General features: G+C 51.1%; 24 protein-coding genes. 14 read left to right on the forward strand and 10 right to left on the reverse strand.

The window, feature by feature from the left end; translation table 11 throughout:
* The first annotated feature begins 484 nt into the window (after positions 1–484).
* On the forward strand, positions 485–1,276 hold the full coding sequence (locus tag JYB63_RS01165) for a formate/nitrite transporter family protein (protein ID WP_205655911.1): 792 nt from the start codon (positions 485–487) through the stop codon (positions 1,274–1,276).
* A 100-nt stretch (positions 1,277–1,376) separates the two neighbouring features.
* On the opposite strand, the gene JYB63_RS01170 is transcribed toward JYB63_RS01165, so the two are convergent.
* The 3 genes from JYB63_RS01170 to JYB63_RS01180 form a co-directional block, all read right to left on the reverse strand.
* Positions 1,377–1,544, reverse strand: coding sequence for a hypothetical protein (locus tag JYB63_RS01170; protein ID WP_205655912.1), 168 nt, complete (start codon positions 1,542–1,544; stop codon positions 1,377–1,379).
* 116 nt (positions 1,545–1,660) lie between these two features.
* Entirely contained in the window at positions 1,661–3,430 is a 1,770-nt protein-coding gene (locus tag JYB63_RS01175; protein ID WP_205655913.1) for a sensor domain-containing diguanylate cyclase, read from the reverse strand.
* Positions 3,431–3,654: 224 nt separating this feature from the next.
* Entirely contained in the window at positions 3,655–4,557 is a 903-nt protein-coding gene (locus JYB63_RS01180) for a LysR substrate-binding domain-containing protein (RefSeq protein ID WP_205655914.1), read from the reverse strand.
* 104 nt (positions 4,558–4,661) lie between these two features.
* On the opposite strand from JYB63_RS01180, the gene JYB63_RS01185 reads away from it, so the two are divergent.
* Together JYB63_RS01185 and JYB63_RS01190 are read left to right on the forward strand one after the other, a co-directional pair.
* Entirely contained in the window at positions 4,662–5,828 is a 1,167-nt protein-coding gene (locus JYB63_RS01185) for a DSD1 family PLP-dependent enzyme (RefSeq protein WP_205655915.1), read from the forward strand.
* A gap of 1 nt (position 5,829) precedes the next feature.
* Positions 5,830–6,744, forward strand: a complete 915-nt coding sequence (locus JYB63_RS01190) for an ornithine cyclodeaminase family protein (protein WP_205655916.1) — start codon at positions 5,830–5,832, stop codon at positions 6,742–6,744.
* A gap of 39 nt (positions 6,745–6,783) precedes the next feature.
* Here the strand turns inward: JYB63_RS01190 and JYB63_RS01195 are convergent, their stop codons facing one another.
* Positions 6,784–8,346: a right-handed parallel beta-helix repeat-containing protein gene (locus tag JYB63_RS01195; protein WP_205655917.1), complete on the reverse strand. Its 1,563-nt coding sequence runs from the start codon at positions 8,344–8,346 to the stop codon at positions 6,784–6,786.
* A 215-nt stretch (positions 8,347–8,561) separates the two neighbouring features.
* Between JYB63_RS01195 and JYB63_RS01200 the strand changes: the two genes are divergently transcribed.
* The gene (locus JYB63_RS01200) at positions 8,562–10,745 is read left to right on the forward strand and encodes an OsmC domain/YcaO domain-containing protein (RefSeq protein ID WP_205655918.1); all 2,184 of its coding nucleotides are present in this window, start codon (positions 8,562–8,564) and stop codon (positions 10,743–10,745) included.
* 135 nt (positions 10,746–10,880) lie between these two features.
* Here the strand turns inward: JYB63_RS01200 and JYB63_RS01205 are convergent, their stop codons facing one another.
* Entirely contained in the window at positions 10,881–11,786 is a 906-nt protein-coding gene (locus tag JYB63_RS01205; RefSeq protein WP_205655919.1) for a LysR family transcriptional regulator, read from the reverse strand.
* Positions 11,787–11,906: 120 nt separating this feature from the next.
* On the opposite strand from JYB63_RS01205, the gene JYB63_RS01210 reads away from it, so the two are divergent.
* The gene (locus tag JYB63_RS01210) at positions 11,907–12,854 is read left to right on the forward strand and encodes an NAD(P)H-dependent oxidoreductase (RefSeq protein WP_205655920.1); all 948 of its coding nucleotides are present in this window, start codon (positions 11,907–11,909) and stop codon (positions 12,852–12,854) included.
* A gap of 82 nt (positions 12,855–12,936) precedes the next feature.
* On the opposite strand, the gene JYB63_RS01215 is transcribed toward JYB63_RS01210, so the two are convergent.
* A complete protein-coding gene (locus JYB63_RS01215; RefSeq protein WP_205655921.1) occupies positions 12,937–13,806 on the reverse strand; it encodes a LysR family transcriptional regulator in 870 nt (289 codons plus the stop codon).
* 94 nt (positions 13,807–13,900) lie between these two features.
* Here JYB63_RS01215 and JYB63_RS01220 point away from each other — a divergent pair, with 94 nt between their 5' ends.
* Genes JYB63_RS01220 through JYB63_RS01235 form a run of 4 tightly spaced genes read left to right on the forward strand, consistent with a single transcriptional unit; the run spans position 13,901 to position 17,033 of the window.
* Positions 13,901–14,659, forward strand: a complete 759-nt coding sequence (locus JYB63_RS01220; RefSeq protein WP_205655922.1) for an SDR family NAD(P)-dependent oxidoreductase — start codon at positions 13,901–13,903, stop codon at positions 14,657–14,659.
* Complete coding sequence (locus JYB63_RS01225) at positions 14,656–15,111, forward strand: RidA family protein (RefSeq protein WP_205655923.1); 456 nt, start codon at positions 14,656–14,658, stop codon at positions 15,109–15,111. Before JYB63_RS01220 ends, JYB63_RS01225 begins: the two co-directional genes overlap by 4 nt.
* A 58-nt stretch (positions 15,112–15,169) precedes the next feature.
* Complete coding sequence (locus tag JYB63_RS01230; RefSeq protein ID WP_243431770.1) at positions 15,170–16,123, forward strand: LLM class oxidoreductase; 954 nt, start codon at positions 15,170–15,172, stop codon at positions 16,121–16,123.
* A complete protein-coding gene (locus tag JYB63_RS01235) occupies positions 16,116–17,033 on the forward strand; it encodes a nitronate monooxygenase (RefSeq protein ID WP_205655924.1) in 918 nt (305 codons plus the stop codon). The genes JYB63_RS01230 and JYB63_RS01235 overlap by 8 nt, the downstream gene beginning before the upstream one ends.
* 68 nt (positions 17,034–17,101) lie before the next feature.
* Here JYB63_RS01235 and grxB read toward each other — a convergent pair whose 3' ends face one another.
* The 3 genes from grxB to JYB63_RS01250 are packed head-to-tail and all read right to left on the reverse strand — an operon-like array spanning position 17,102 to position 19,137.
* The gene (gene grxB, locus JYB63_RS01240; protein WP_205655925.1) at positions 17,102–17,773 is read right to left on the reverse strand and encodes a glutaredoxin 2; all 672 of its coding nucleotides are present in this window, start codon (positions 17,771–17,773) and stop codon (positions 17,102–17,104) included.
* An 8-nt stretch (positions 17,774–17,781) separates the two neighbouring features.
* On the reverse strand, positions 17,782–18,657 hold the full coding sequence (locus JYB63_RS01245; RefSeq protein WP_205655926.1) for an MBL fold metallo-hydrolase: 876 nt from the start codon (positions 18,655–18,657) through the stop codon (positions 17,782–17,784).
* A gap of 30 nt (positions 18,658–18,687) precedes the next feature.
* Positions 18,688–19,137, reverse strand: a complete 450-nt coding sequence (locus tag JYB63_RS01250) for a cupin domain-containing protein (protein WP_205655927.1) — start codon at positions 19,135–19,137, stop codon at positions 18,688–18,690.
* A 106-nt stretch (positions 19,138–19,243) separates the two neighbouring features.
* Here JYB63_RS01250 and JYB63_RS01255 point away from each other — a divergent pair, with 106 nt between their 5' ends.
* Positions 19,244–20,146 carry a LysR family transcriptional regulator gene (locus JYB63_RS01255; protein WP_205655928.1) on the forward strand — a complete coding sequence of 301 codons (903 nt, stop codon included), beginning with the start codon at positions 19,244–19,246 and terminating at the stop codon, positions 20,144–20,146.
* Between the two features lie 42 nt (positions 20,147–20,188).
* On the opposite strand, the gene pdxR is transcribed toward JYB63_RS01255, so the two are convergent.
* Positions 20,189–21,673 carry a MocR-like pyridoxine biosynthesis transcription factor PdxR gene (gene pdxR, locus JYB63_RS01260; protein WP_205655929.1) on the reverse strand — a complete coding sequence of 495 codons (1,485 nt, stop codon included), beginning with the start codon at positions 21,671–21,673 and terminating at the stop codon, positions 20,189–20,191.
* Positions 21,674–21,928: 255 nt separating this feature from the next.
* Between pdxR and JYB63_RS01265 the strand changes: the two genes are divergently transcribed.
* From JYB63_RS01265 to JYB63_RS01280, 4 genes are all read left to right on the forward strand, one after another.
* On the forward strand, positions 21,929–22,666 hold the full coding sequence (locus JYB63_RS01265) for an enoyl-CoA hydratase/isomerase family protein (protein ID WP_205655930.1): 738 nt from the start codon (positions 21,929–21,931) through the stop codon (positions 22,664–22,666).
* A gap of 20 nt (positions 22,667–22,686) precedes the next feature.
* On the forward strand, positions 22,687–24,267 hold the full coding sequence (locus tag JYB63_RS01270) for an acyl CoA:acetate/3-ketoacid CoA transferase (protein ID WP_205655931.1): 1,581 nt from the start codon (positions 22,687–22,689) through the stop codon (positions 24,265–24,267).
* A 47-nt stretch (positions 24,268–24,314) separates the two neighbouring features.
* The gene (gene dctP / locus JYB63_RS01275) at positions 24,315–25,355 is read left to right on the forward strand and encodes a TRAP transporter substrate-binding protein DctP (RefSeq protein WP_243431771.1); all 1,041 of its coding nucleotides are present in this window, start codon (positions 24,315–24,317) and stop codon (positions 25,353–25,355) included.
* Between the two features lie 71 nt (positions 25,356–25,426).
* A complete protein-coding gene (locus JYB63_RS01280) occupies positions 25,427–26,041 on the forward strand; it encodes a TRAP transporter small permease (RefSeq protein ID WP_205655932.1) in 615 nt (204 codons plus the stop codon).
* The last annotated feature ends 4 nt before the right edge of the window (positions 26,042–26,045 follow it).

Consider the following 26,045-nt stretch of genomic DNA (forward strand, 5'->3'; position numbering starts at 1 on the left):
AGAGATCATAGCATGATAATTATGTTATAATATAACATTTGTTTAATCTGCTATTGAGAAAAGCCACTCATGCCCGCACCGGCCAGTTTCAGGTAAATAGAAATCGTCCTTTTGCTGTGTTGCTCAGGTTGTTTTTGATGGTGATGTTAATGTTCTGAAACGATCAGTTGAGCCTGTTCTGATCACTGATTTACCTGAGCGACTCAGTTTTCTGAAAGAACTGATAAAAGATCAGTTAAATCTGAAGCTTATGGCGGGATCAGTTCTGTTTTCGTCGCAGATAATAGCGTTTATTTTCCGTGCTACTACTTTATAATGCGAGTGAGAATGATGCTCATTCTCTCTGTTGGCAGAATTGTGTTTCGGTTACTTTGTGCCCCGTTTCTGGAATGCCTCTGCTGTATTTGATTTTCAGGACTTATACCTGAGCAGACTGCCTTTGCAGCATATTTACCTGCTGAAGGGCGTTATTGGAGAAACACTATTGTCTGAGTTAGCACCTACGGGAATGGATGCACATAAACCCGCAGAAATTACCCGCCGCATTCGCCTTACCGGCATTGCTAAGGCCGAAATGGCACTTGTTCCGCTAATTACCCTGTCGATTCTGGCGGGCATTTTTATCGGTTTCGGGGCACTTTTTTATACAAAAACTACCTCCGGTCTGGATGTTTTGTATCCACCGATTGTACTGCTCGGAGGACTGGCGTTTTCGCTGGGGCTGATACTGGTTGTGGTATCCGGTGCTGAGTTATTTACCGGTAACACGATGATCGTCATGGCGGTGGTGGACGGAAAAGTCAGCCTCGCTAAGCTGTTGCGTAACTGGTCAATTGTGCTGCTTGGGAATCTGATCGGCAGCATGGTGATTCTGGCGCTGGTCTACTGGGCCGGTTTGTTTAAGGGGGATGTTGCCGAACGGGCGATGCAGGTGGCGATCGGGAAAACATCACTTACCTGGGTTGAGGCATTTTGCCGGGGGGTTTTGTGTAATGCTCTGGTGTGTCTGGCGGTCTGGATGACTGTTTCTGCACGGACCACTTCCGGCATGATCATGGCGATTGTCTGGCCGATTACCGGCTTTGTGGCCATGGGCATGGAGCATTCGGTCGCGAATATGTACATGATTCCGGCAGGTATCCTGTCCGGTGCGGATATCAGTTTCAGCGCTGTGCTGAATAATATTTTCCCGGTGTTACTGGGGAATATTGTGGGTGGTGCCGGCGGTGTCGCGCTGTTCTACCGCATCGCCTATGGAAATACTGCTGCAGAGTGATTATGACCGACCGGTGAAGGGAACCGGTTTACGCTTGCTGGCTGAAGGTGAGAGGTATTTCGGCCAGCAATGTTAGCTGTTGGATGTTAGCCGGTTCCGGTTACTGATCTTCTCTTGGCGGTACAAAAACGATGATGGATACAACGATCAGAATAATTGCGCCGGCGATGTAACCGAGGCGTTCAAGGCTCAGGCCAGGCATATCGTGCGCCTGATAGAATAAAAACAGTGCCAGACAGACGGCGACTACCGCTCCCAAAATTTTCATATAAATTCCAGTTAGTTGTGATGATTGTCTTAACAGCATGTTACTGAATTCACCGGCGCTGGCAATATGCTTTGTACAATGGCAGTTCAGTTTCTTTTGCCGGTCTACCGGCAGTGTCAGCTTGCTGATCTTTCTTCTGCTTCCTGACACTCGCTGCAGTCGCCGGTTCCACTGATCTGATTGCGGCCCCGTGACTTGGCCCGGTACAACGCCTGATCAGCCTGATCAAACAATACTTCAGGGGATATCTGCTTTAAGTGCCGGCTGACGGCATAGCCAACGCTGATGGTAAGGATCTTTTCAGGCACAGCCGAGGCCTGATGGGTTATTTCCAGCGCAGAGATATGTTCACGCAAGCGTTCGGCCGTCTGGCTGACATAGGTGCAGCTGGGGGCTGAAAGAATGATGGCAAATTCTTCCCCGCCATAACGGGCGATGAGATCACCCGGCCGGCGCAGAACACCGGCATCCTGCAGGGCCTGAGCAACGTGGCGCAGACATTCGTCTCCCTGTAGGTGGCCATAATGGTCGTTATATTCCTTAAAGTGATCAATGTCGATCAGCAGAATCGCCAGTGGTTTCTTGTCCCGGCTGCATTGCAGCCATTCACCTTGCAGGTGAGCATCAAAGCTGCGGCGGTTTGCCAGTTGGGTCAGACTGTCTGTGGTGGCCTGTATTTCCAGTTCGCGATTGGCTGATTCCAGTTGTTTCCGGGTGGCATCCAGTTCAGCGGTGCGCTGTTCAACCAACTGTTCCAGTATGTCCTTGGACTGCTCTAAGTAGCGTTTTTTCGCCTGCTGGCTGCGAATAATATAGACCAACAGCAGTAAAGCCATGAGTGTGATGAGGCTCAGTACTCCGAGTACGGTCTGACGGGTTTGATAGTAAGATGTCAGGCCTTCCTCAACGTCTATTTCTGTGGTGATTCCAAAGCCCAGGTCGTGATCCCACAGCCAGGCTCCGAATACAGGGACGCCGCGGTAATCCCGGTAGCCATCCACATTAATGCCGGATATTCCACGGGTAGCCTGCGCGGCCATTAAGGTCAGGGGCTGTTGCCGCGGTGGCATATCCGGTACATGGCCTTCCAGCAGATTCCCGCCGGGGTCAGTTATCCGGATATTCAGAATGCTGTTGCTGTCCGGGCTGATCAGGTTCTTTTTACGTAACTGATGTTCAAAGCGGCTTTCGGTGATCATCATGCCCCGTTCATCGAAGGCATAGGTCTCGCCGGTATCCCCCAGACGGGCCAGGCCGGAGACATGGTTAAACAACGTGTTCAGATTAATCCGCAGGGCCAGTACTGCAATGATTTCGTCTCCCTGCCTGATAGGAGAAACCACAAAGATAGTCAGGGAGCGTTGCTTGTCATTGGCGGCTCTGCCTGACAGCGGCACATCTGAGAACAGGGTTGGGATAAACAGTGTTTCACCGTTAAAAGCCCGGTTCAGGTAGCCGGGTCTTTGCATGTGAATCAGGTTCAGACTGTCCAGATTATTGTCACGCATGGAACCGATGTTCAGACGGGCAGGAGAAATAACAAAGAATCCCAGATCATTTTCTTTGTGCAGCTTGGGTGCCAGATACTCACGCATACGGGTCAGTGCCAGTGACTGTTCTTCAGTGTTACCTTCGAGGAGTTCTGTCGTCAGGTTAACGATAGCAGGGGTTGTTGCCAGTTCCTTAACGTCTCTTTTACGGTACTGAATCCAGACCTGATACGTCGTAACGGTGGTTTGCAGAACCGTTTTCAGGGAGGTACGGATCTGTTGCTTGGTGGCCTGTTCGATATTATTGATGGCGTAACTGGTGATACCGGTTACGACTGCCAGGAACAGCAGTGTCAGCAGGGAGATAAACAAAGGATATTGCGCAATTCTGGGCATTCTGGCAGATTCCGGAAAGACTGACTTTCCTGCCAGTCAGAATGATGCCATACCTTGGCTATATCAATGGGCGTAGTATACCGTGTTGCGGCCCACTCATTCCAACGAAAAGTGTTAAAAAAATGCAACTCAGGGTCGGGTTTGTATTCTGTGTGCTTTTCTTGTCGTACCTGAGTGCTGAAGTGATGCTGCAGCATCAATTACCGGCCCTGATTTTTCAGAATTCAAACAGATATTGCTAACCGATCTTTCAGTAAAGACAGAAAACCTGCCACCCGTGCTGAGCGTTTGGTTTCCGGGGTGCTGAGCAGGGCCACAATGTTTGCATCCGGCAGACTGTAATCGGGCAGTAGGCGCATCAGTTCGCCACTGTCCAGTTGCGGCTGAACATCCCACTCAGAGCGCATAATGATGCCTAAACCGGACAGCGCCCAGTCCTTAATAACCCGGCCTTCATTGCAGGCGAGGGTGGGTGTTACCCGGACCGTTGTTTCTTTACCGGATTCCCGGTGGGTAAATTGCCACAGGGTGACGTCTTCATTGTTTTCCCGCAGTGCAATGCACTGGTGTCTGATCAGATCCCGTGGTGTTTCGGGGCAGCCCATTGCCTCAATGTATTGTGGAGAGGCACAGAGAAAACGCTGATTAGCCCGCAGGGTGACCATCTTTAAGGATGAGTCATTTAACGCGCCGATATAAATAATGATGTCCCATTTATGGTGGCTGGCCCAGTTAGGGTTGTCGGAGAGCTCCAGTTCTATATCCAGTTGCGGATACTGCTGTTTGTATTCGCCAAGGAGTGGGGCGATATGGTCATTACCAAAGCCTAACGGCGCCAGAATTCTTAATTTTCCCCGTACTTCCTGTTTGCGTTCGTCGAGCTGGTCCCGGAGTTCATCCAGTTCCTGCAGAATTGACATACCTTTATCCAGCAGCAGCTGGCCTTCTTCCGTCAGACTGACCGTTCTGGATGGGCGCTGAATCAGAGTAACAGACAGTTTTTTCTCGATATGCTGAATTCGCTGCGTCACCGAAGGAGGGGTAATGTTCAGTGCTCTGGCGGCGTCAGCCAGCGTTCTGTGGCTGGCGATATTCATGATGAAGCGCAGATCTTCAGTGGTAATCATTAGGTTGTGTGTTAATTAGTTTGTTAGTAAAGATTAATGTACAGCTAAATATGGTTTTTAGATACTGAGGATTACATATTCAACTGATCTGCAGGAACGTGATCATGCTCAATATCAGCCACCTCAACGCAACACAGTCAGACACTTATCAGCATTTGGATACGCCCTTTCTTTGTGTAAATAAGCAGACGTTTCTGAAGAATCTGGACCATCTGCGTACCAGAACTGAAGCGCTTGGGGCCAGTTTAAGGCCGCACTTTAAAACAGTGAGGGCCGCAGAGGCTTTACAGTATTTGTTGACGGATAAGTCATCCCCGATCACGGTCTCGACGGTTAAAGAAGCCGAAGCGTTAATGGACGCAGGCTATACCGATGTTATTTATGCCGTGGGTATTTCTGCAGCAAAACTGCCGAGGATAAAAAAATTGCTCAACCGGGGCCAGAATATCCGGGTACTGGCGGATACCCCTGAACAGGCGGAACAGGTGAACCGGTTCTGCGAAGAGAATCACTGTTCAGTACCGGTATTACTGGAGGTTGACTGTGACGGGCATCGTGGTGGTGTGCGGCCGAAAGATCCGAAACTGATTGAAATTGCACAAGCACTGCATAGCGGCGCAGCGGACTTTAAAGGGGTCTTAGCCCATGCCGGCGAGTCTTACCATTGCTTAACCACTGAGACTTTGCGGGAAGCGGCAGCAAACGAAGTCCGTGCTGTGCTGGAGGCCGTGACGCGATTACAGGCAGCGAACATCCCGTGTGAGATTGTCAGTACAGGCTCCACGCCCACCGCGCACCACTATGAAAATCTGCAAGGGGTCACGGAAGTCAGGGCTGGCGTATACGGTTTTTTTGACCTGGTTATGACCGGCATTGGTATCTGCGATCTGAATCAGATAGCAGCAACGGTTGTGGCTACAGTTATTGGTCATAATCATGAAAAAGGCTGGGTGTTTGTGGACGCGGGCTGGATGGCATTATCCGGAGACAGGGGGACGGCTAAACAACCACATGACTGCGGTTATGGTCTGGTAAGCGACGAAGCCGGTCAGTTGCTGGAAGGGATGCAGGTTAGTACGGTCAATCAGGAACACGGCATTATCACCATGACAAATGGCCGGACACTGGAGCCGGAGAATTTTCCTGTTGGCTCCCGGCTGAATATTTTGCCGAACCATGCCTGCGCGACAGCTGCAATGCACAGCCAGTACCATGTTTTTGATACGCAGGCTGAAACCCATGAAGTATGGAACCGGATTCAGGGGTGGTGAAATGATGTATTTAAGCGAAGCACAAACAGCACAGTTGATTTCACATGAGTTGGCGTATCAAGCCGTGAAGGAAGCTTTTGTGGCCGCCATCGGCGATCAGGCTGAACTATTTCCGGTGGTGAATGCATCCGGTCCGCAAGCGGGCTCGGTGTTTTCTCTGAAATCTGCATCTACGCCGTCACTGGTTGGCTGGAAAACCGGTTCCTACTGGCCCGGTAATCAGGCGAAAAATATACCTTGCCATGGCTCTACCGTATTTTTACTCAGCCCTGAAACCGGTGAGCTGGTGGCGGCCGTTGCTGCAACAAAGGTTAACGCTTATCGCACGGCAGCTGCCGATGCTGTCGCGGTTGATTATCTGGCCCGAAAGAACGCTTCGGTCCTGACGGTCTTTGGTACCGGCCATCAGGCTGAGTACGAAGTGCTGGCGGTTGCACAGGTACGGAATCTCAGCCGGGTAATCGTCGTCGGAAGAAGTGAAAATAAGGTACAAAAGTTTACTGAAAAACTGATAAAACAAGGGGTTAACGCCGAAGCTGGCAGTGCCCGTGAAGGGTGTGAACAGGCTGATATCATCGTGACGGCAACAACCGCTACCGAGCCATTATTTCAGGCAGACTGGGTGCAGCCGGGTACGCATATATCTGCAATGGGCGCCGATAAAGCAGGGAAACAGGAATTACCTGTAGAGCTTTATGCGAATGCTGCACTGTTTTGCGATTATCAGCCGCAATCGGAAGTGATTGGGGAGTTTCAGCACGCCGGTAATGTTCATCTCACTGAGATGGGCAAGGTCATTACCGGGCAGGCTACAGGCAGAAATTCTGATGATGCCATTACCATTTTTGACAGTTCCGGCATTGCGATTCAGGACCTGTTCGTTGCTGAAAAAATACTGGCAAAAGCATCCGCCTGATCCGAGGGGGATGCTCAGTTAAAGATCAGTGTTCATGCACTACGGATAGGCTTTAAACTCAGGGCCTTTGACAAGCTCATCTCCCTGATATGCACCGATAATCACTTTACAGTGCTTACTCTGCTTGCCGGCTTTGTCGACGACCCAGGGAAGGCTGAATATATCTTTCAGTGATTTGCCCTCAACTTGCCTGGACTTCTTCAGCCTGAGGTTGCCTTTTTGAGGGTTCTTAAACCTAAAGTCGGGGTCGTACTTTCCTTCTTTTTCCTGATGATGTGATTCGCACAGCTCGCCAAAGCGGGAGGTGGAAATATCATGATCAAAGTAAAGCTTGCAGGGCCATTCGCCGTTTTCCGGGAATTTCTTCGTCAGGGTTTTCCGTGTAACGCACAGGCAAGGCTGTTCGTCGTAGCTCTGCGGCTCACAAAACTGGTAGGCATTGTTGTAGTGATGAAAGTGGTCAATGTTGCTTTTCTTAATCACAAACGAGCGGGTATACCAACTGTTATTGAAGATGTAGCTGTCTTTGGTGGTCGTAGCTTTTTTGCCGAACTTGAAAATCTTACCGCCACGGCCGGTTTGGTAAGGCCGGCCTGGCTGATCATCAAACCAGCCGATATTGCCGTAAATCAGCCAGTGGCCGCCGCTGACATTATCAAATGAGAAGGGCGCGTGGTTGTTAAAAAAACGGTTGTGGTACATATGCCAGTTCAGGGCATGGCCTTCCGGTTCGATGGCGTTATCCCGTATGTAGCTGAAGCGGTTGCTGTACACCTGCACATTGCGGTTAAAGGCTGATGCATCGTCGCTGTCGATGGCCATCCGCAGACCATTAAAGGCATATTCGATTTCGTTGTTACTGAAAATGAGGCCGGTGGTGAAATTCAGGCTGCCAAAGAAACCACCGTTCATATAGGCGTACTGGGTGTGATGGGTGTACAGCCAGTCGATGTCCTGCCAGATTGCTTGTGTCGGATCCTGTTTCCAGTAATTGTTATCAACGGTGAAATCACTGCAGCCCGGCCCCGCAAAAATCGGATAGCGGCCATCTTCCACATGGAGTTTTTCTATGCGGATATGCTGGCTGTTTTCTGCGATCAGAAAGCTGGGCCAGCAGCCCTGAACACTCAGGTTGCGGATGGTGACGCCTTCGGTATCTTTTATCTTGAAAAAGGCAAAGTCCTGCATATCCGGCAGGTCGGGGTAAATCTTCCCTGGCTGGTTGGTGCCGCAAAGTATAGTTTTGCTGCCCATGCCACTGATGGTCAGTGGTGTATCCTTGCGGGTATGGTCTTTGCTGATGGTGACCGGGCGGTAGTACTTCCCCGGTAACAGCTGAATACGGGTGCCTTTGCCGGCAAAGCGCATGGCTTCTTCAAGGGTATATGTCTGGCAGGGGAGCTGGTCAGCACTGTTCAGTGGCCGGGTCGGAAACTCATCGGGATTGCCGGTGGCAATGAAGGCTTTGGGTAAGACGCGGGTATCTCCTTCGGGGCTGCAGAAAATCAGCCAGGGCACTTCCCGTTCACCATCACAAAACAGCATGCCGCGGTGAACCATCGGGGCGATTTCTTCCAGTGCATCACAACTGTTCTCTGACATCCTTTTCTCCTGCGCCTGTTGAATACGAACTCCTGCAACCTTAGCGCAGTGAAATGCAATGATTCAAGGGAGTATCAGGTGTTTATGTCGTGTAATGAGGGGCTATGATTGCTCCGGCATCATGCACAGTGTAAAGTCTGCCCATCTGAGAAACGTATCAATCTGCCTGTACTTCTCCCCCATATTGCATTCACCGACGCCGGAAAGACTATCCCATGGAAATCAAAGTTAATTTTTTAGAAAACCTCAGACTTGAAGCAAAGTTTGATGATTTCACTGTGACTGCAGACCAGCCGATTCGCTACAAAGGCGACGGTTCTGCGCCGAGTCCGTTTGATTACTTTTTGGCATCTTCCGCGTTGTGCGCAGCGTACTTTGTAAAGGTGTACTGTAAGGCACGGGATATCCCGACAGAAGATATCCGTCTGTCGCAAAACAACATTGTTGATCCGGAAAACCGTTATAACCAGATTTTCCAGATTCAGGTTGAGTTACCGGACGATATTTCTGAGAAAGACCGTGCCGGTATCCTGCGTTCGATCGATCGCTGTACGGTGAAGAAGGTGGTCCAGACGGAGCCTGAATTTAAGATTGAGACCGTCGAAAACCTGGATGAAGATGCATCCATTATGGCCATGGGGATCGATGCGGATCATGAAACCCGGATTCTGGGTAAAGATTTACCGCTGGAACAAACCATTGAGAACATGACCGGCATGCTGGAATCTCTGGGTATGAAGATCGAAATCTCATCCTGGCGGAATATCGTGCCGAATGTTTGGTCCCTGCATATCCGGGATGCGGCTTCTCCGATGTGTTTCACCAACGGTAAAGGGGCCTCGAAAGAGAGCGCCCTGTGTTCGGCGCTGGGTGAGTTTATTGAGCGGGCCAGCTGTAACTTCTTCTATAACGACCAGTATTTCGGTGAAGAGATCGCCAACAGCGAGTTTGTGCACTACCCGAATGAAAAGTGGTTTGAACTGACCGAAGATGATGCTATTCCTGAAGGCTTGATGGATGATTACTGTCTGGAGATTTATAACCCGGACGGCGAATTGCACGGTTCTAACCTGATCGATACTAACTCCGGTAACTTTGAGCGGGGTATCTGCGCATTACCTTACGTGCGTCAGTCCGATGAAGAGACTGTGTACATTCCTTCGAACCTGCTGGAAAATCTGTTCCTGAGTAACGGCATGAGTGCCGGTAACAACATTCATGAAGCCAAGGTGCAGTGTTTATCCGAGATTTTTGAGCGGGCGGTGAAGCGTCAGATCATTGAAGACGAAATTGTTCTGCCGGATGTACCTGAAGAGGTACTGGCGAAGTACCCGGGTATTCAGGCGGGCATTGCCGGTCTGGAAGAGCAAGGCTTCCCGGTACTTGTTAAGGATGCTTCCCTGGGCGGTCAGTTCCCGGTGATGTGTGTGACGCTGATGAATCCGCGCACCGGCGGGGTGTTTGCTTCCTTCGGTGCTCACCCGAGTTTTGAAGTGGCGCTGGAGCGCAGCCTGACAGAACTGTTGCAGGGCCGCAGCTTTGAAGGCCTGAATGATGTGCCGGCGCCGACTTTCAGCAGCGAAGCGGTGTCTGAGCCGAATAACTTTGTCGAGCACTTTATTGATTCTACCGGTGTGGTGTCCTGGCGTTTCTTCAGTGCGGCCAATGAGTATGAATTCTGTGAGTGGGATTTCTCCGGCACCAATGAAGAAGAAGCTGCCGGTCTGATGGCGATTCTGGAAGAGATGGGCAAGGAAGTGTATGTGGCGACCTTTGATGACTTTGGCGCATCTGCTTGTCGGATCATCGTGCCGGGCTACTCCGAAGTGTATCCCGTGGAAGATCTGGTGTGGGATAACACCAACAAGGCGATTCACTTCCGGGAAGAGATTCTCAACATTCATAAGTTGAATGAAGAACAACTGGCTGATCTGGTGGAACGTCTGGAAGAGAGCGAAGAAGATAACTACACAGAGATTAAAACCTTTATCGGTATTGAGTTTGATGAGAATACCGTCTGGGGACAACTGACCATTCTGGAGCTGAAGATCCTGATTTATCTGGCGCTGCAGCAGCACGAAGAAGCCCGTGAGCTGGTGGAGAACTTCCTGCAGTACAATGACAATACCGTTGAACGGGGGCTGTTCTATCAGGCTATGAATGCGGTGCTGGAAATCGTGCTGAATGACGACTTGGAACTGGATGATTACCTGTACAACCTGCGCCGGATGTTCGGTGAAGAAGTAATGAACAACGTAGTGGGCTCGGTAACCGGCGAAGTCACTTTCCACGGTTTAACCCCGACCAGCATGAAGCTGGAAGGTCTGGACCGTCACCTGCGCCTGATTGAAAGCTATCAGAAGCTCCATGCTGCACGGGCGGCCAGAGCTGCAGGCTGATATGAAGCAAGTTGAAAAACCGGCCCTTAGTGGCCGGTTTTTTTGTATAGAAAACGTTGTCGGGAATGGTGCGAGTTATCAGCACTCCCCGGTATTTCACTGATACATACCTGGAAGTGCGGTTCAGTTGAGGGCTTAACCGGAACGGGATTTTTCCAGCAGGAAGTCAATCAGCACCCTGACGCGCCGGGCTTTCTGACTGTTCTGAAGAAAGTACAGATACATACCCGGATAGGTGGGCCAGTAATCCTGCAGAACAGGTATCAGGCGGCCATCATCCAGATATTCCTGTACCAGCGGTACTAACATCCGGCCAACTCCAAGGCCATTCAGTGCACCATCAATCAGGGCATTGGTGTCATTCACGATCAGTCCGCAGGGCATGTTAACGGCAATGCTCTGGCCGTTATGATTCAGTTCCAGTGGCGCCAGCTGATTAGATGCGATGAAGCGGTATTGCACCAGTTTATGTTGTTGGAGGTCTTCAGGCGTTAGTGGCTTTCCAAAACGTTGCAGATAGTCTGGTGACACAAACAGCGCCTCAAGGCCGGGAGGAATCAGTTGGTGAGCCACCATGCCCGGCTCCACAAGATTACCAAAGCGAATGCCCAGATCATGGCCACTGTTCAGAATATTGATGCTTTCATCAGACACTGATATTTCCAGCTGGATATCTGGATAACGGCGACAGAACTCCGGGTAAATCTGACGGAAATAACTCTGATACATAAAGTGCGGCAGGGTGATGCTTACCTTGCCGGAGGGCTTCTGGCGAAGATCCTGCACGCTTTCCAGCGCATAATCCAGCTCCTGCATGGTGCTGCAGGTTGTTTCGTAAAGTTGCTGGCCAGCTTCGGTCAGCTCTATGCGTCGGGTGGTTCTGCTGAACAGGGGAAGCCCCAGATGTGCTTCAAGCTGTTTAAGTGCCAGGCTGACAGAAGGTGCGGCCATTTCCAGTTGGCGTGCTGCGCCACGGATACTGCCGGAGCGGACAATCATCTGAAAGATATGAAGCTTGTTGTATGCCGAACCTTTATTCATAGAAAATACTATTGTTAGCTTTTATCTAACAGTTATTGAGATATTGCTGTACTAAAACATACTTATAAGCAGGCGTAAACTTTTTGCATTCCATCAACCAATCAGATTTACGGAGTGCTTATGAGCCGGGTAGTAGTGATTTCAGGTCACCCTGATTTAAAAAAGTCGAATGCGAATACTGTTGTGCTGGAGGCGTTACACAGTGGGCTGGAAAGTACCGATATTCGCCGTCTGGACAGCCTGTATCCGGATTATCGTATTGATGTAGCCGCTGAACAGCAGGCTTTGTTAGAGGCTGAAGTGATTATTCTGCAGTTCCCGTTTTACTGGTATTCGGTGCCGGCTTTACTGAAGAAATGGCTGGACGATGTATTAGCCTATGATTTTGCTTACGGTGCCAACGGCGACAAACTTAAAGGTAAGGATTTAGTGTTATCTTTTACCATCGGAGGCCCGGAGGAGGCCTATGACCCTCAGGGGTATAACCATTTTCCAATCGCTGAACTGATTAAGCCTTTGCAGCAGACAGCCTATCTGGCGGGAATGAACTTTCAGCCCCCGGTATACAGCCATCGCATGGTGTACATCCCGGGAGTTTACAACAAACTGGAAGATGTTCAGCAACAGGCCGAAGACCACGGCAAGCGGCTTGTTGACACGGTTCAGGCCAGACTGGACTCAGGGGACAGCCAACTGAAAAACTTCGTTACCCAGTGGTTTGCCACTTTCGACCAGTTGCCGGAAGATCCGCAGTATTTCCTTAAGCACCTGGCACAGGATGTTCACTGGGTTATGCCTGAAGGTTCATACCAGGGCCATCAGGGGTTTCTTGACTGGTACACAGAGATCCGGAAAAGCATTAAGCCCGGCTGTGTCCATCAGGTAGAGCAGGTGAGTATTCAGAAAGAAGGCGCTGATGTACAGATTGAGCTGCGGATCAGACTGCTTGCGGAAAGATTTGAAGATGGCCAGCCAATAAATATGCTGGTTAACGAATACTGGCAGGTAAATCACACAGATGATCATTTGATTATCAATGACTACCAGGTAGAACAAATTAACGGCTGATACCGGTTTTTGTAACAATATCGCCCATGCAAGTAAGTAAAAACCGGCCCTTGGTGGCCGGTTTTTTGTGTATGGGGAATTGTTAATTCTGTTTTCGTGGCTGGTAGTTTTTATACTGATTCAGCAGGGTCTGATAAAAGGTTGCCACATGGTCGGACGGCGCTGTGTCGGTGATAGCGACGCCAATACTGCGGTGAATCCCGATTTCTTTTAGCGGGATAAATGCGACCGGGTAGGGAGTGCGGCGGTTTGTAATGACAGACACGCCAAGATTGGCAGCAACCAGTGACAGTACAAATTCGTCACTGTCGGACTGCATAACCGTATGTGGGCTGATCTGCTGTTCGGTGAAAACCCTGTTTACATCCTGCCAGAAACTGCAGTTAACCCGTTCGATAAACAACTCGTCACTGAGCACATTCAAATCGACAGACTTTTCCTGTGCCAGCCGGTGATCCCGGGGGACTACCAGACAGAGTTCTTCTGCAAACAGCGGTGTAAAGTTGCTGACACCCGTGCTGCTGTTGGCGATGATCAGGTCTACCGTTTGCTGTTGCAGCATATCTTTCAGTGCCTGACTGTCCGCCACGACCAGCTCAATCAGAACGTGAGGATGGCTGGCACGGTGAGCGCGGATAATGCTCGCTACGTGATCCATATGGATGTTGGTCAGCACGCCGATGACTATTTTGTGTGGATCTTCCCTGAGCCGGGATTTAATACTGTGTAACTGATTAAACGCCTGGCGGGCCGGTTCCAGAAACTGTTTTCCGGCGGTTGTGAGTGTGGCCGCGCGGCTGCCGCGGTTGAACAGCGTGACATCCAGAGATTCTTCCAGTTTACGGATACCTGCTGAAAGTGTCGGTTGGCTGACATGCACATTGTGGGCCGCCGCAAGGAAGGTACCGCTGTCGACGACTGCCAGAAAGTACTTGATCTGTTGTAAATCCATATAGATATCTTCTATATAATTTAAAGAAAAAAACAGTTATTTCTATATTTTAAATCTTATTAATATGATTTCTCAACTTAATGAGGAATTTCATATGCACATCAATAAGACGGTTATCATCACCGGAGCATCTTCCGGTATGGGCAAAGCAATCGCGCAGGCATTAGTGGAGGCCGGCGCCAATGTGGTGATCAATGCCCGTAGTAAAGAAAAGCTGGAAGCCTTCATAGCCGCTAATCAGGCCTATGCAGATCAGATCAGAACAGTGGTCGGGGATATCTCGCAGCCCTCAACAGGTAAGGCTTTGCAGCAGACTGCGCTGGAAGCATTCGGTGCTATCGATGTACTGATTAATAATGCCGGTACCTTTGTACCCAAGCCATTCCTGGAAGTAACGGAAGATGAGTTGGACGGGTATTACGGTACAACTGTGAAGGGCAGCTTTATGACCGCACAGGCGGTGATTCCGGCGATGCAAAATCAGGGAGGCGGCAGCATTATCAATATCGGTTCCATGTGGGTTGAGAATCCTATCGAAGTAACGCCGGCTGCAGCCTCACAGGTTGCTAAAGGTGCGATGCATACCCTGACGCGCCATTTGGCTATCGAGTTTGCCAAAGACAACATCCGGGTGAATACCATTGCGCCGGCGGTGATTGATACCCCTCTGTACGATCAACTGATGGATAAGGAAAAGCTTCAGCAACTGGCCGGATTACACCCGCTGCGCAAGCTTGGTCAGTTGGAAGATATTATCGCCTGGGTACTGCATCTGATCGGGACCGGCGGTAATTTTGTGACCGGCCAGACGCTGTTTGTGGACGGTGGTATTACAGCAGGTTCCCACGCATGAATATCCGGCAGTTGACTGAACAGGCAGGCTACCGGTTACCTGCTGCGCCGCAGCCAGTGGGTAACTACCGGGCTGTTATCGAGGTTGGCAAATTGGTTTATGTTTCCGGACAGATGCCGCTGCTGGACGGCGAGCTGATGTTTCGGGGAGCTCTGGGAACAGATCTGAGTGTTCAGCAGGGGCAGCAGGCGGCTCAGTTGTCAGCACTCAACCTGCTCAGCCAGCTGGATCAGGCACTTAACGGACGCCGCATCCGTTCTCTGGTTAAGGTTGAAGGTTACATCTGTGCCAGTGACACCTTTACGGAACATGCGGCGGTACTCAATGGTGCATCGGATCTGCTTTTTCAGGTGTTGGGTGAACATGCCGGGCATATCCGTACAGTGATTGGCTGCAGCAGTTTGCCGCTGGGTGCTGCGACCAAAGTATCGTTAATTGCTGAATTGGATTAACGGGTATTTTAGGGGGCTTTACTGCCGGTTTGGCCCCTCTGTCTGAAGGGTGAATCCTATGACTGATTTTAACGCCGGATATCAGGCTATGTTTAAGCAGGGCCACCTGACACTGGGCCTTTTCATGCCACTGGAATCGTATGCCGGGGATGTGCCAGTGATGGCAGATCAGGAACAGCTCGCTGCGCTGGCAGAAGAATATAAGTTCGCTGCCCTCTGGTTCCGCGATGTGCCGCTGCGTGATCCGACTTTCGGAGATGTGGGACAGATTTTTGATGTCTGGGTGTATTTGGCATGGATCGCCGCTCACACACGGAAAATAGCACTGGCAACGGGTTCCGTTGTTTTACCGTTGCGCCATCCGCTGCATGTGGCAAAGGCTGCGGCATCCGTCGACAGATTGTCCGGCAGCCGTCTGGTGCTGGGGTTAGCATCCGGAGACCGTCCGGTCGAGTTTCCGGCCTTTGGTATTGAGCGAGACCACCGGGGTGAACTGTTCCGGGAATATTTCTTGGGGCTGCGGCAGGCCTTAACTGAGGACTTTCCTCATTTTTACGCCAGCTACGGTCGTCTTAACGGCTCGGCTGATACATTGCCGAAACCGGAAGCTTGTGTGCCGATGCTGGTGACAGGGAATAGTCAGCAAAGCCCTGACTGGATAGCTGAACATGCGGATGGCTGGATTACTTACCCCCGATCACCTGCTCATCAGGAACAGTTGCTCAGAGGATGGAATACTGCCGTTGCAGAACAGGGGCAGGGGCCGTTCAAACCGTTTGCCCAGTCACTCTATATTGATCTGAGTGAAAACCCGGAAGAACCATCCCGGCCAATCCACCTTGGTTTCAGAAGCGGTCGCAATGAGTTGCTGCGTTTTCTGCTTAAGCTGGAGCAGATTGGTGTGAATCATGTTGTTCTCAATCTGAAGTATGGCCGCCGGCCGGCTAAGGACGTTATTCAGGAACTGGGTGAAGAGGTGCTGCCCCTGTTATCAGGAACGTGTAATGACTGAACAGATTCCTTACATGCTGGGCTGCAGAATATCGGAGTTAAGCGGTACCCGGGTGCCCGTCTTTCAGGGAGCATTGCCAGGGTTTTCCGGCCCTGAGCTGGCCGCCGCGGTATCAGATGCCGGCGGTTTGGGCCACATCGGCGGCTGTTTCTCACAAGCTGAAGATGTTCGCTTGGCAATAGAACAAGTCCGCCGGTTAACTGCAAAGCCGTTCGGTGTCTATCTGATTCCGCAACACAGCGACCATACAACGTTCAGGACCTGTCTGAAGGAGGTAATTAAGGAGCGTCCTCAAATACTGACCCTGTGTTACGGTTATTATGGTGACGCCATTCGTAAGGCCCGGGCTGCCGGGATCTGTGTCGCGGTTCAGGTGCGATCTCAGGCAGAAGCCCGTATGGCGCTGCGTGACGGAGCACAGATTTTGATTGCACAGGGAGAGGAAGCGGCCGGCTACATTCCGGGGCAGATCGGGCTGATGGCATTACTGCCGGAGCTGATTGCGCTGGCCGGCGATGTGCCGGTGATGGCTGCGGGATCGGTTCATGACTGCCACAGTGTTCGTGGGCTGATGGCAATGGGGGCTGCAGGGGTATGGTGTACTGCGGGATTTGCTGTTTGCCATGAGAGCAGTGCTGGCAAGAAAGTAAAGCAGAGGCTGCTGTCTGCTGAAACTGGCTCAGAGCGTTTATGCTGCGAACCGGTGCCTGATGTTGAGCAGCAAGCCCCATCGCCGCATAAAACTCTGCGCCAGAATAGTCTTCTGCGCCGGTTCTTATCCTCGTCAGCGGAAAAAAATCATACGGATCAGCATCCCTTACGCTTTTACTGGGGGCAGGGGCTTGGACAGATAAGCAAAGCGCAGCCCGCAGCTCAACTGGTCGCTGAGCTGGCGAAAGGTTTCCGTTAAGGCGTGTGAGCCTGGTTAAGATGAACCCTGAATGATGCTGTTCTATTCATTTGACTGATTTGCGGTGCTTATCCGGGTGGCCTGTTACCGGAAAAGAGGTGGATACCGGTGGCCTCCGCCATTTTGTGAAGATAGGCTGATATCAATTCCGGGAAGCAGAGCGTCTCTACCATCGTCAGGTTGCGCAGTTCTGCAAAGGCACACAGATCATCAATGCTGACTGGTCGGCGGTTTTGCAGATACGCCGGAACATCAATGATGGCTAAGAGTTCCTGAAGCTGTTGGTTGACGTGTGGCAGAATATCTCCGGTCAGCGCCAGTGCCTGTGGCAGGGGCATGCCGAGCCGGTCGCTGATCATGTTGTTAAAATGTACTCTTGCCTGCGTCGTTGCCAGTTCCGGCAGATTCATCTCCTGCATGCGTGGATAGCACAGCAGGGCTGTATTCGGCTTCATGTTGCTCAGCCAGCAGGTGATCACTTCACCTGGGTTATGATCCTGTAGCAGGGGGTGTCCGTTCAGGCTATCCAGATAACGGATGATGTCGGCGCTGTCCTGCAGCAATATACCGTTGGCCGGATCTTCCAGTACCGGCACAGTTGTGCCGGTGAGTTGCTGTTGCAGGTGCTTCGGAAAATCGCCTACGGTGATATAGGTAATTTCACAGGGAATATTTTTAAGACCGAGCAGAGCAATGACCCGGACAGAAAAGGGACAGCTGTTGAATGCATACAGTTTCATGTGAGCCCCTAATTACCATGCCAGATGGAATAGGCCATGCGCTCAATGTGACCCGGCAGATTTTCCTTATAGCCACGCCAGTGTGAGAATTCTGGCAACCGGATGCTCTGTTTAAGTTCTTCGGTGGTTTTGCCAGCCTGCATACCTGCCCAAACCGCATCGAACAGGGCCTGGACAAAGCGGTAATCTTCTTCGAACTGTTCCGGTGAGGATGTTGGCGTATGGCCGCTGATGACGGTGTCGTATTCCAGTTCTGCCCGTACCTTTTTGAAGGTGTTGAGAATGCCCACGTAGTTGTGTGCCGGCAGGCGGTGGGTCTCGTTAACATAGCCGGGCAGATGCCAGTCGATGCCCACTAAGACTTTTTCTTCCGGCAGATGGATAACGCTCATGCAGCTGCCGTCATTAGGCCCGTAGTAGTGCAGGTCGATGGTTTTGCTGCCAGACCTGATACGCATCTGATCCTTATAGGTAAGATCCGGCTGGATGACCTTGTTTTCTAAATCCCGGCCTAACAATTCCTGACAGCCTTCTTGCGTAATGAATTGTGCGCCTTCATCCTTAAAAATCCGGCCGCCGCGACTGTGATCGAAATGGTCATGGGAGTAGATAACCTTCGTGACCGGCAGCTCGGTCAGCTTGCTGATTTCAGCGCGCATATCGGCGGCCCGTTTAGCCCCGGAAGGGTCGGTGATTACAACCCCTTCTTCGGAGATGACAATAAGGCTGTTGTAGAAAAACTGGCTGTACTGATAAACACCCTCTTTCAGTTTGGTCATGACGGGCTTAGCCGGGTTGAATCCGGTTTCGGCAGCGTGTATCTGGCTGGTTACCAGCCCCATACTGAGGCTCAGCGCAGCAACGGTGGTGATCAGTTTTTTCATGGGAATTGCCCTGTAAAGTTGTGTGAGTTTTCAGTCCTGTGGTGACAGTTTCGGGCCAATAATTTTGACGCCAAACTGCTCAGCTATTTCTGTGAGCTCAGCCATTGGCATACCGGCCTGTTCTGCCTGAGGCACATTACGGATAAAGCCGTCATGGATGCCCGGGGTAAGTACGCTGATTAACTGGCCGTTGCTTTCTTTCCCTTCGTAGAGAAAACAATGGGGCGTGTTTTTCGGGATATGAACCGTGAAGCCCGGGCCACCGGTGAGCTCGTCATCACCGGCACGGAAACGGAAAGCACCGCTGATAACATGGAAGGTTTCAGCCTGTTCCGTATGTATGTGCAGGGGTGTTCCTTCGCCGGGTTTTACTTCTTGCACTCTCAGGGATAACTGGCCGGAGGTTTCTTCTCCGAGCAGGGCAACGTTGTAGCGTGCCCGGGTCTCTTCAGCCTGGGTGACGATAATCTGGTTACTCATGATGGGCTCCGTGTGTGCTTGTAAGATCAATGGATTTATCTTAATTTTGATATTTATGATTAACAATTGGTCTGAATGTATGCTCAGAATATATTTGGAGTATTGAATGGATAGGCTCAGAGACATGCAGTTGTTTGTGAAGGCTGTTGAGAAGGGCAGTTTTTCTCAGGCAGCTAAAGTGGTTGGTTTAACACCGGCGATGGTCGGACGGCGGATTGCTGCACTAGAAACCGAGCTGGGATTTATGCTGTTTAACCGGACAACCCGGCGGATGGAGCTGACGCCCGGCGGCCGGAATTACTATGAAGGCTGCACTGCCATTCTCAGGGATGTTTCTGAGCTGGAGGCATCGGTTACTAGTGCGCATCAGAGCAATCCGCAGGGCCAGATTCGCTTATCAGCCCCTGACGGGCTGGGCAGCCCGTTTCTGATTGAAGCCATGAAGCTGTTCCGTCACCGGTATCCGCAGGTCAGTTTTGACCTTGATCTTAGCAGTGAACCGCTGGATCTGATTAAGGAGCAGATTGATCTGTCGGTCCGGCTGGCATTTGAACTGAACGATTCTTCAATGGTTGCCAGTCGGCTGGGGCGCACCTCCTTTGGTTTATATGCATCACCGGACTATATCCGCGAGCGGGGAAGGCCCGTCACTCTGGAAGACCTGAAGCAGCATGATTGCCTGCATATGGGCCGCAGCAAATACGGTGATTACTGGAATATTCTCAATGATGGGAAAGTGGTAAGTTTTCGTCTGCAGTGGGCTCTGACCGTGCCAAATACCGAATGCCTGATTCAGGCGGCAGCTGAAGGGATGGGAGTCGCTATGATTCCAAAACTGTTTGCTCATGAGGCCGTTAACGCCGGAAAAATAGTGCTGCTTGAAGGGATTGCAGAGTTTCCCGCGCTCAGCATTTATGCCATGTATCCAACCCGAAAACACCTGCCGTACCGGGTGAATCTGTTCCTGGATTTTCTTAAAGAGTGGGCGCCGGATAAGTTAATGGGGTGAAGTCGGTTGTCGAGTAAAAATTGCTGATGCCTGAATCACCGTTCAGGCATTCAGCAAGTTGTTAACGTGCTTACTGATGATCGCGATACCTTCCGGAATCAGTGACTGATTGATTGAGGAGTAGCCAAGACGAAGGTAATTCTTGTTCTGCTCTGAATCTGCAAACATTGCGCCGCCCGGTTCAAACCAGACACTGTCCTGCTTACATAAACGCTGCAATTCCAACGCGTCGATTGGTTCAGGCAGTTTTACCCAGAAGCTGCCACCTCCAAAACTGGGGGCAACGGCGCTGCCCGGCAGATAGTGCTCCAGGGATTGAGCCATTATCTGGCTCCGTTGTTTATATTCCCGGGTCAGCTTGGTGACAAAACGGTCAAAGTATCCCCGTTGCATGAACAGGGCGACACTGCGCTGATTGTTCACCGGCGGATGGCGAATAATATGATGGCGCAAGGCTTTGGCTTCACGAATAAAATCTCTGTCTCCCACCATGTATCCGATGCGAAGCCCCGGCAGCAGGGATTTCGACAGGCTTCCTGTGTAAATTACATTCCCCCAGTTATCCAGGCTTTTGAGTGCCGGCGGTGGGGTATCGTTAAAGCTGATTTCTGCTTCGTAATCGTCTTCAATAATGAAGGTGTTACTTTGCCGGGTCAGTTCCAGCAGTGCCTGACGCCTTTCCAGTGGCATGGTTACTGTGGTGGGAAAGTGGTGGCTGGGGGTCGTGTAAATGCAGTCACAGTCTTTGATCTCATCCGAGATGATCAGCCCTTTATGGTCCACCGGGAGGGTTCGGATGTTCATGGATTCCATGAGTGCAATGTTCATAACGTCCGGGTAACCCGGATCTTCCATTGCAAAAGTACTGCCTTCACGGAGCAGTGTTTTTATCGCGATGTACAGTGCCTGCTGGCCACCGATTGTGATCAGAACCTCATCCGGATGTGCAACTAATCCCCGTTTTGAAAGGACGCGCTGAACCAGTTGTTCCAGCAGAAGTGGATCATCGATGCGGGAAAAATCAGCCGCCCAGTTTTTAACTTCAATGACATTGACTGAATCACGGATACATTCCCGCCAGCTTGCGATGGGAAACAGCGTCGGATCGACCAGCCCGCAGATAAAAGGATAGTTGTAACGGACCAGGCAGTCACTGGGCTTGGATATGCGCGGCAGATTATAGGAACGGCTGAGAAAGAAGTTTTGGTAGTCGAAACTGTTTTCTTTGTTCGGGGGGATCAGGTCAGCGTATTTTTCTGACGGACTGTGTTCCTGATATATATCCTGATTGATAAAAAATCCGGAACGGTCACGGCTGCAGATGAAACCGTCCTGCTTCAGCGCTTCATAGGCCAGTGCCAGCGTATTGATACTGACATTGAGTTCACCAGCCAGTTTGCGGATAGATGGCAGTGGCTGATGTAAAGGCAGCTGCCGGTTAATGATGGCGATCGCAATCTGACGGCGTATCTGTTTCTGCAAACTTTCATGTGAGTTGCGGTCAACCCTGAACATATTTTCGTACATAGCCCGCTCCGTAATTTCCTGCTTTTTATGCTAGCGGCTGACTGCTTAAAGACAACCGAATTACCTAACTGTACTCACAGTTAATCCGGTTTGTATCTACTTGATCCCCGAACCTCTTCATATAGTGGCTGCACAGCTGGTTACTTTTTTCTGTTTGCTGCACCCAGACAAAGAGATGCCACCAGACCTGTGTATTTAACATCGCTCCTGATACGTGAGTGATAAGAAGAGCTAACAATAAAAGAAGGTAACTCTATGATTCTGTTTGAAATTGTTCAGAACGTAGCCTGGATTACTCTGAACCGGCCGCAATGCCGTAACGCCATGAACAGTGAAATGCTGGGGCATCTGGAAGAGGCTGTTGCCCGCTGTGCCGAAGACTCAGACATTAAAGTTGTGGTCATCAGAGGCATGTCGCCGGCGTTCTGTGCCGGCAGTGATCTGAATGAGCTGGGTCAGCTGAATATGGATCAGATCTGTGCGCTGGAAGCCCGTAAAGCTGCTTTTTTACGCAGCATTGCGCTGCTTGAAAAACCGGTTATTGCCAGTGTTGAAGGGGCTGCTGTTGGGGGCGGTGGTTTCCTTGCCGCGACCTGTGACGTGGTTATCGCCACAGAAACCTCCCGTTTCCAGTGTATGGAAGTGCCTAACGGCTGGATTACGCCATGGGGGTTGTTTTCACTGGATGCCCGTATGCCTGCCCAAACCGCTAAGAGAGTTGCTTGGGGTTACGAGCCAGTTTACGGGCCGGAAGCACTGGCGCTGGGGCTGGCGGATTATCTGGTGGCCGATGATTTACTGCATGCGAAAACAGAAGAGCTGGCCGGACAGCTGGCATCAATACCTGCAGTCAGTGTGCAGGCAACCAAGCGCTGGTATCAAAATGCCTGCCTTGGTGATGCGGCAGTTCAGGATGCCCACCTTAACAGTCTGTTTCGCGAGCATTGTATGAGCGAAGAATCCCAGGCGACCCTGCGTCGTTTCACTAAATAAGTGTTTGCACGAGATAAATCATGAACAAGTTTTATAGCTTACAGGATGCCGTTGCGGATATTCCTGATCAGGCCACTGTTGCCTCTACCGGTGTGATTGGCTGGATTACGCCGGATGCATTGTTAAAAGCCATCGGTGACCGTTTTGAAGCAACTCAGGCGCCCCGGAACCTGACGTTTTATTTCCCGTGCGGTACCGGAGATGCCATGTACATCGGCGGTATGGACCGGGTCGCGAAAAAAGGGCTGATGAAGCGGCTGATTGCCGGTTCGTATATCAACCCGCGTCATCCGGAAACCGGGGAAAGACCCAAGGTCATGCAAATGATCCATAAGGATGAAATGGAAGCCTATACCTGGCCGATTGCAACGTCGATGCAGTGGCTTCGGGAAGTGGCCCGCCGCAGCCCCGGTTATCTGACCAAAACCGGTCTGGGGACGTTTATTGATCCGGATGTGACCGGCGGCCGGTTTACACCTTCCGCTACCGACGACCTGGTTGAAAAGGTGTCGTTTAAAGGCGAGGACTATCTGTTCTATCCGACCTGGGATCTGAACTACGGCATTATCCGCGCCACCAGTGCAGACGCGAATGGCAACCTGTCCTTCGAGAATGAAGCGCTGGTGTCTTCCAATCTGGCCATTGCCATTGCCGTAAAAGCCAGCGGCGGAACCGTGATCGCGCAGGTGGAGCGGGAGGTGCCAAGAGGCTCCCGGAATATCCACGATGTACAGCTGCCGGGCAGTCTGGTTGACCGGATTGTCGTGGTCGAGGATCAGGCGTTTTGTACTGAACTGGAGCGGGACCCTAATTACCTGGGTGAACAGCGGATTCCTGTGTCTGATTTACCTAAGCCACCACCGGGTGCTGACAAGATCATTGCTGCCCGGGCTGCTGAAGCGGTGCGTAAACATGAGCTGACTATCTTTGGTTTCGGCGCCTCCGGTGACATTCCTCTGGTGATGGCTGAACAGGGGTTGTTAGCCGGTGATCAGGTCTATGACTACGAATTTACCACCGAGCACGGTTCCTATGGCGGTGTGGTCATGAGTGGCTGGCAGTTCTCCGCAAATATTAATCCTGAAGCGGTGATAGACGGCATAACCCAGTTCGATGTGATCGAAGGCGGCCTGTGTAAGCTGGCGGCACTGGCGTTCGCTGAATTTGATGAAGGCGGCACGGTGAATGTCAGTAAGTTTGGTACGGCTAATCCGGGATCAGGCGGCTTCGTCAATATCGCGCATAACGCAGAGCGGCTGGTATTCACCGGTACGTTTACGACCGGCGGCCTGCGTACCTCTGTGGCCAACGGCAAGTTGTGCATTGAGCAGGAAGGCAAAGTTAAGAAGTTTGTTAAACAGGCACAACACATCACCTATCAGGTTAAGGAGGGGATTAAGGAAAGAAACCAGCAGGTCTTCCTGGTGACAGAACGGGCGGTTTTCGAGGTGGACGAACAGGGACTGGCACTGATCGAAATTGCGCCGGGTATCGAGCTTGAAAAGGACATTTTGCAGCAGATGGAATTCAGGCCTTACAGAATTGCTGAGCCTTTACCGCTCATGGATGCCAGCCTGTTCCGGGAAGATTACGTCGAATAATTTTATTTCCAACAACACAACCAATAAAAATAACTAAGGAGACAGTTATGTCTATCTCTCATATTTGGCAGGGCATGAACAAGCTTGGCCGGACCTCCGTAGCCGTTGGTGCGCTTACCCTGGGTAGCCTGTTTGCCGGCGTTTCTTCTGAAGCGGTGGCGGGTAAATTTACCCTGGCACATCCGGGGAATCAGGATCACATCTACAGTCAGATGTCGGAACGCTTTCTGGATAGCCTGGATGCAGCCGGCGCCGAGCACCTGAAAGTAAATTACCAGCCCGGCGGTACGTTGGGTGACTGGACGTCAATCTTCGAACAAACCATGCAGGGCGCGATTCCTATGTCCCTGACCTGGGGTGCCTCTGAATTTGATGGCCGTCTGGATGTCCTGTATCTGGCTTACGTGGTTGATAACTGGGCCAAAGCCACCGACGTTTACGGTCCGGGCGGGCAGATGCTGGATGTGTATAACGAAATCCTGGCGGATCTGGGGCTGGTGGCCATCGGCACGATTCCGACTGATTTTGGCAGCATTGCGATTCGTAAAGGGGTGAACAAGTTACCGCTGAATTATCCTGAAGATGCCGCCGGGATCAAAATCCGGGTACCGGGGTTACCGGTAGCCGTAGAGCGTTTTAACGCGCTGGGTTTCAGCCCTGTGCCAATGCCTTTATCGGAAGTGCATACCGCGTTACAGCTGGGCACAGTGGATGCAAGGACCTTTGCGCCACCGGTAGAGGTGTGGCAGATGCGTGATGTTCTGGAATCTTACATTCTGACCCGTGATTACTTTGAGCATGGCTTCTGGCTGGTGAACAAAGACTGGTGGGATGGCCTGAGCCAGGAAGATCAGACCCTGATCAACACCGCTGCCAACGATGCTATCAGCTGGGCCTGGCAGGATGCCGAGAAACTGGGCGAAGAGTTTTTGCAGAAGATCAAAGGCGCCGGTATCAACGTTGTTGAGCTGAGCCCTGAACAACTGGCAAACACTAAGCGGCTGGTATACGAAAACGAGTGGCCGTTCATGGAAGAAAAGCTGGGTAAGAAAATCATGGCTGATTTACGGGCGATTTCCGGACAGTAAGTTGCACCTGTGATGCTAAGGAGGCTGCCTGCAGCCTCCGTTATTACAACTATAAAAAATCCGGAAGCCCTATGAATAAGCACACGCAATTATCGGCGCAAAGCCAGTCGGAACATACCTTCAGTTTTGATCCGGAAGTCAGCGAAACCTCTGTAACAGCACATGCGGAAATCGCCTCTACCGGACATCCTCTGTTACTGGCGCTGGAAAAAAAGTTAAGCCGGACGCTGGAAGTCATCGCCTTTACCGCGATGGCTGTTCTGGCGGTCTCAATGTTTACGCAGGTGATACTGCGCTACGTCTTTAATAACCCGTTTTTAGGTATAGAAGAAACCTCGATCCTGCTTGGCGTCTGGATCTATTTTGTCGGTATGGCGCTGTCTGTACGCCGCAGGGAAAGTATTCACGGCGGTATTCTTACTCTGGTAACCCGTAACGCAACGGTGATCCGGGCGGTCCGGCTGACCGGTTCAGTGATCTGTCTGGCGGCTGTTTTTATCTTTGGCTGGATGGCTATTGAATATGTTCTGTTCGCTTTCAAAGTCGGCAAGCTGAGTCTCTATCTGGGCTGGCCCAAGTCTATCTGGTCGCTGAGTATGGCAACCGGTTTCTGCGCAGCATTTATCTATTTTATGTTTCAGGTACACGCTGAATATCTGGACCTGAAAAATAATAACAAGGTTTAATCTT

Origin of the sequence: Aliamphritea spongicola (assembly GCF_017051665.1) — a bacterium.
Taxonomy (GTDB): Bacteria; Pseudomonadota; Gammaproteobacteria; order Pseudomonadales; family Balneatricaceae; genus Amphritea; species Amphritea spongicola.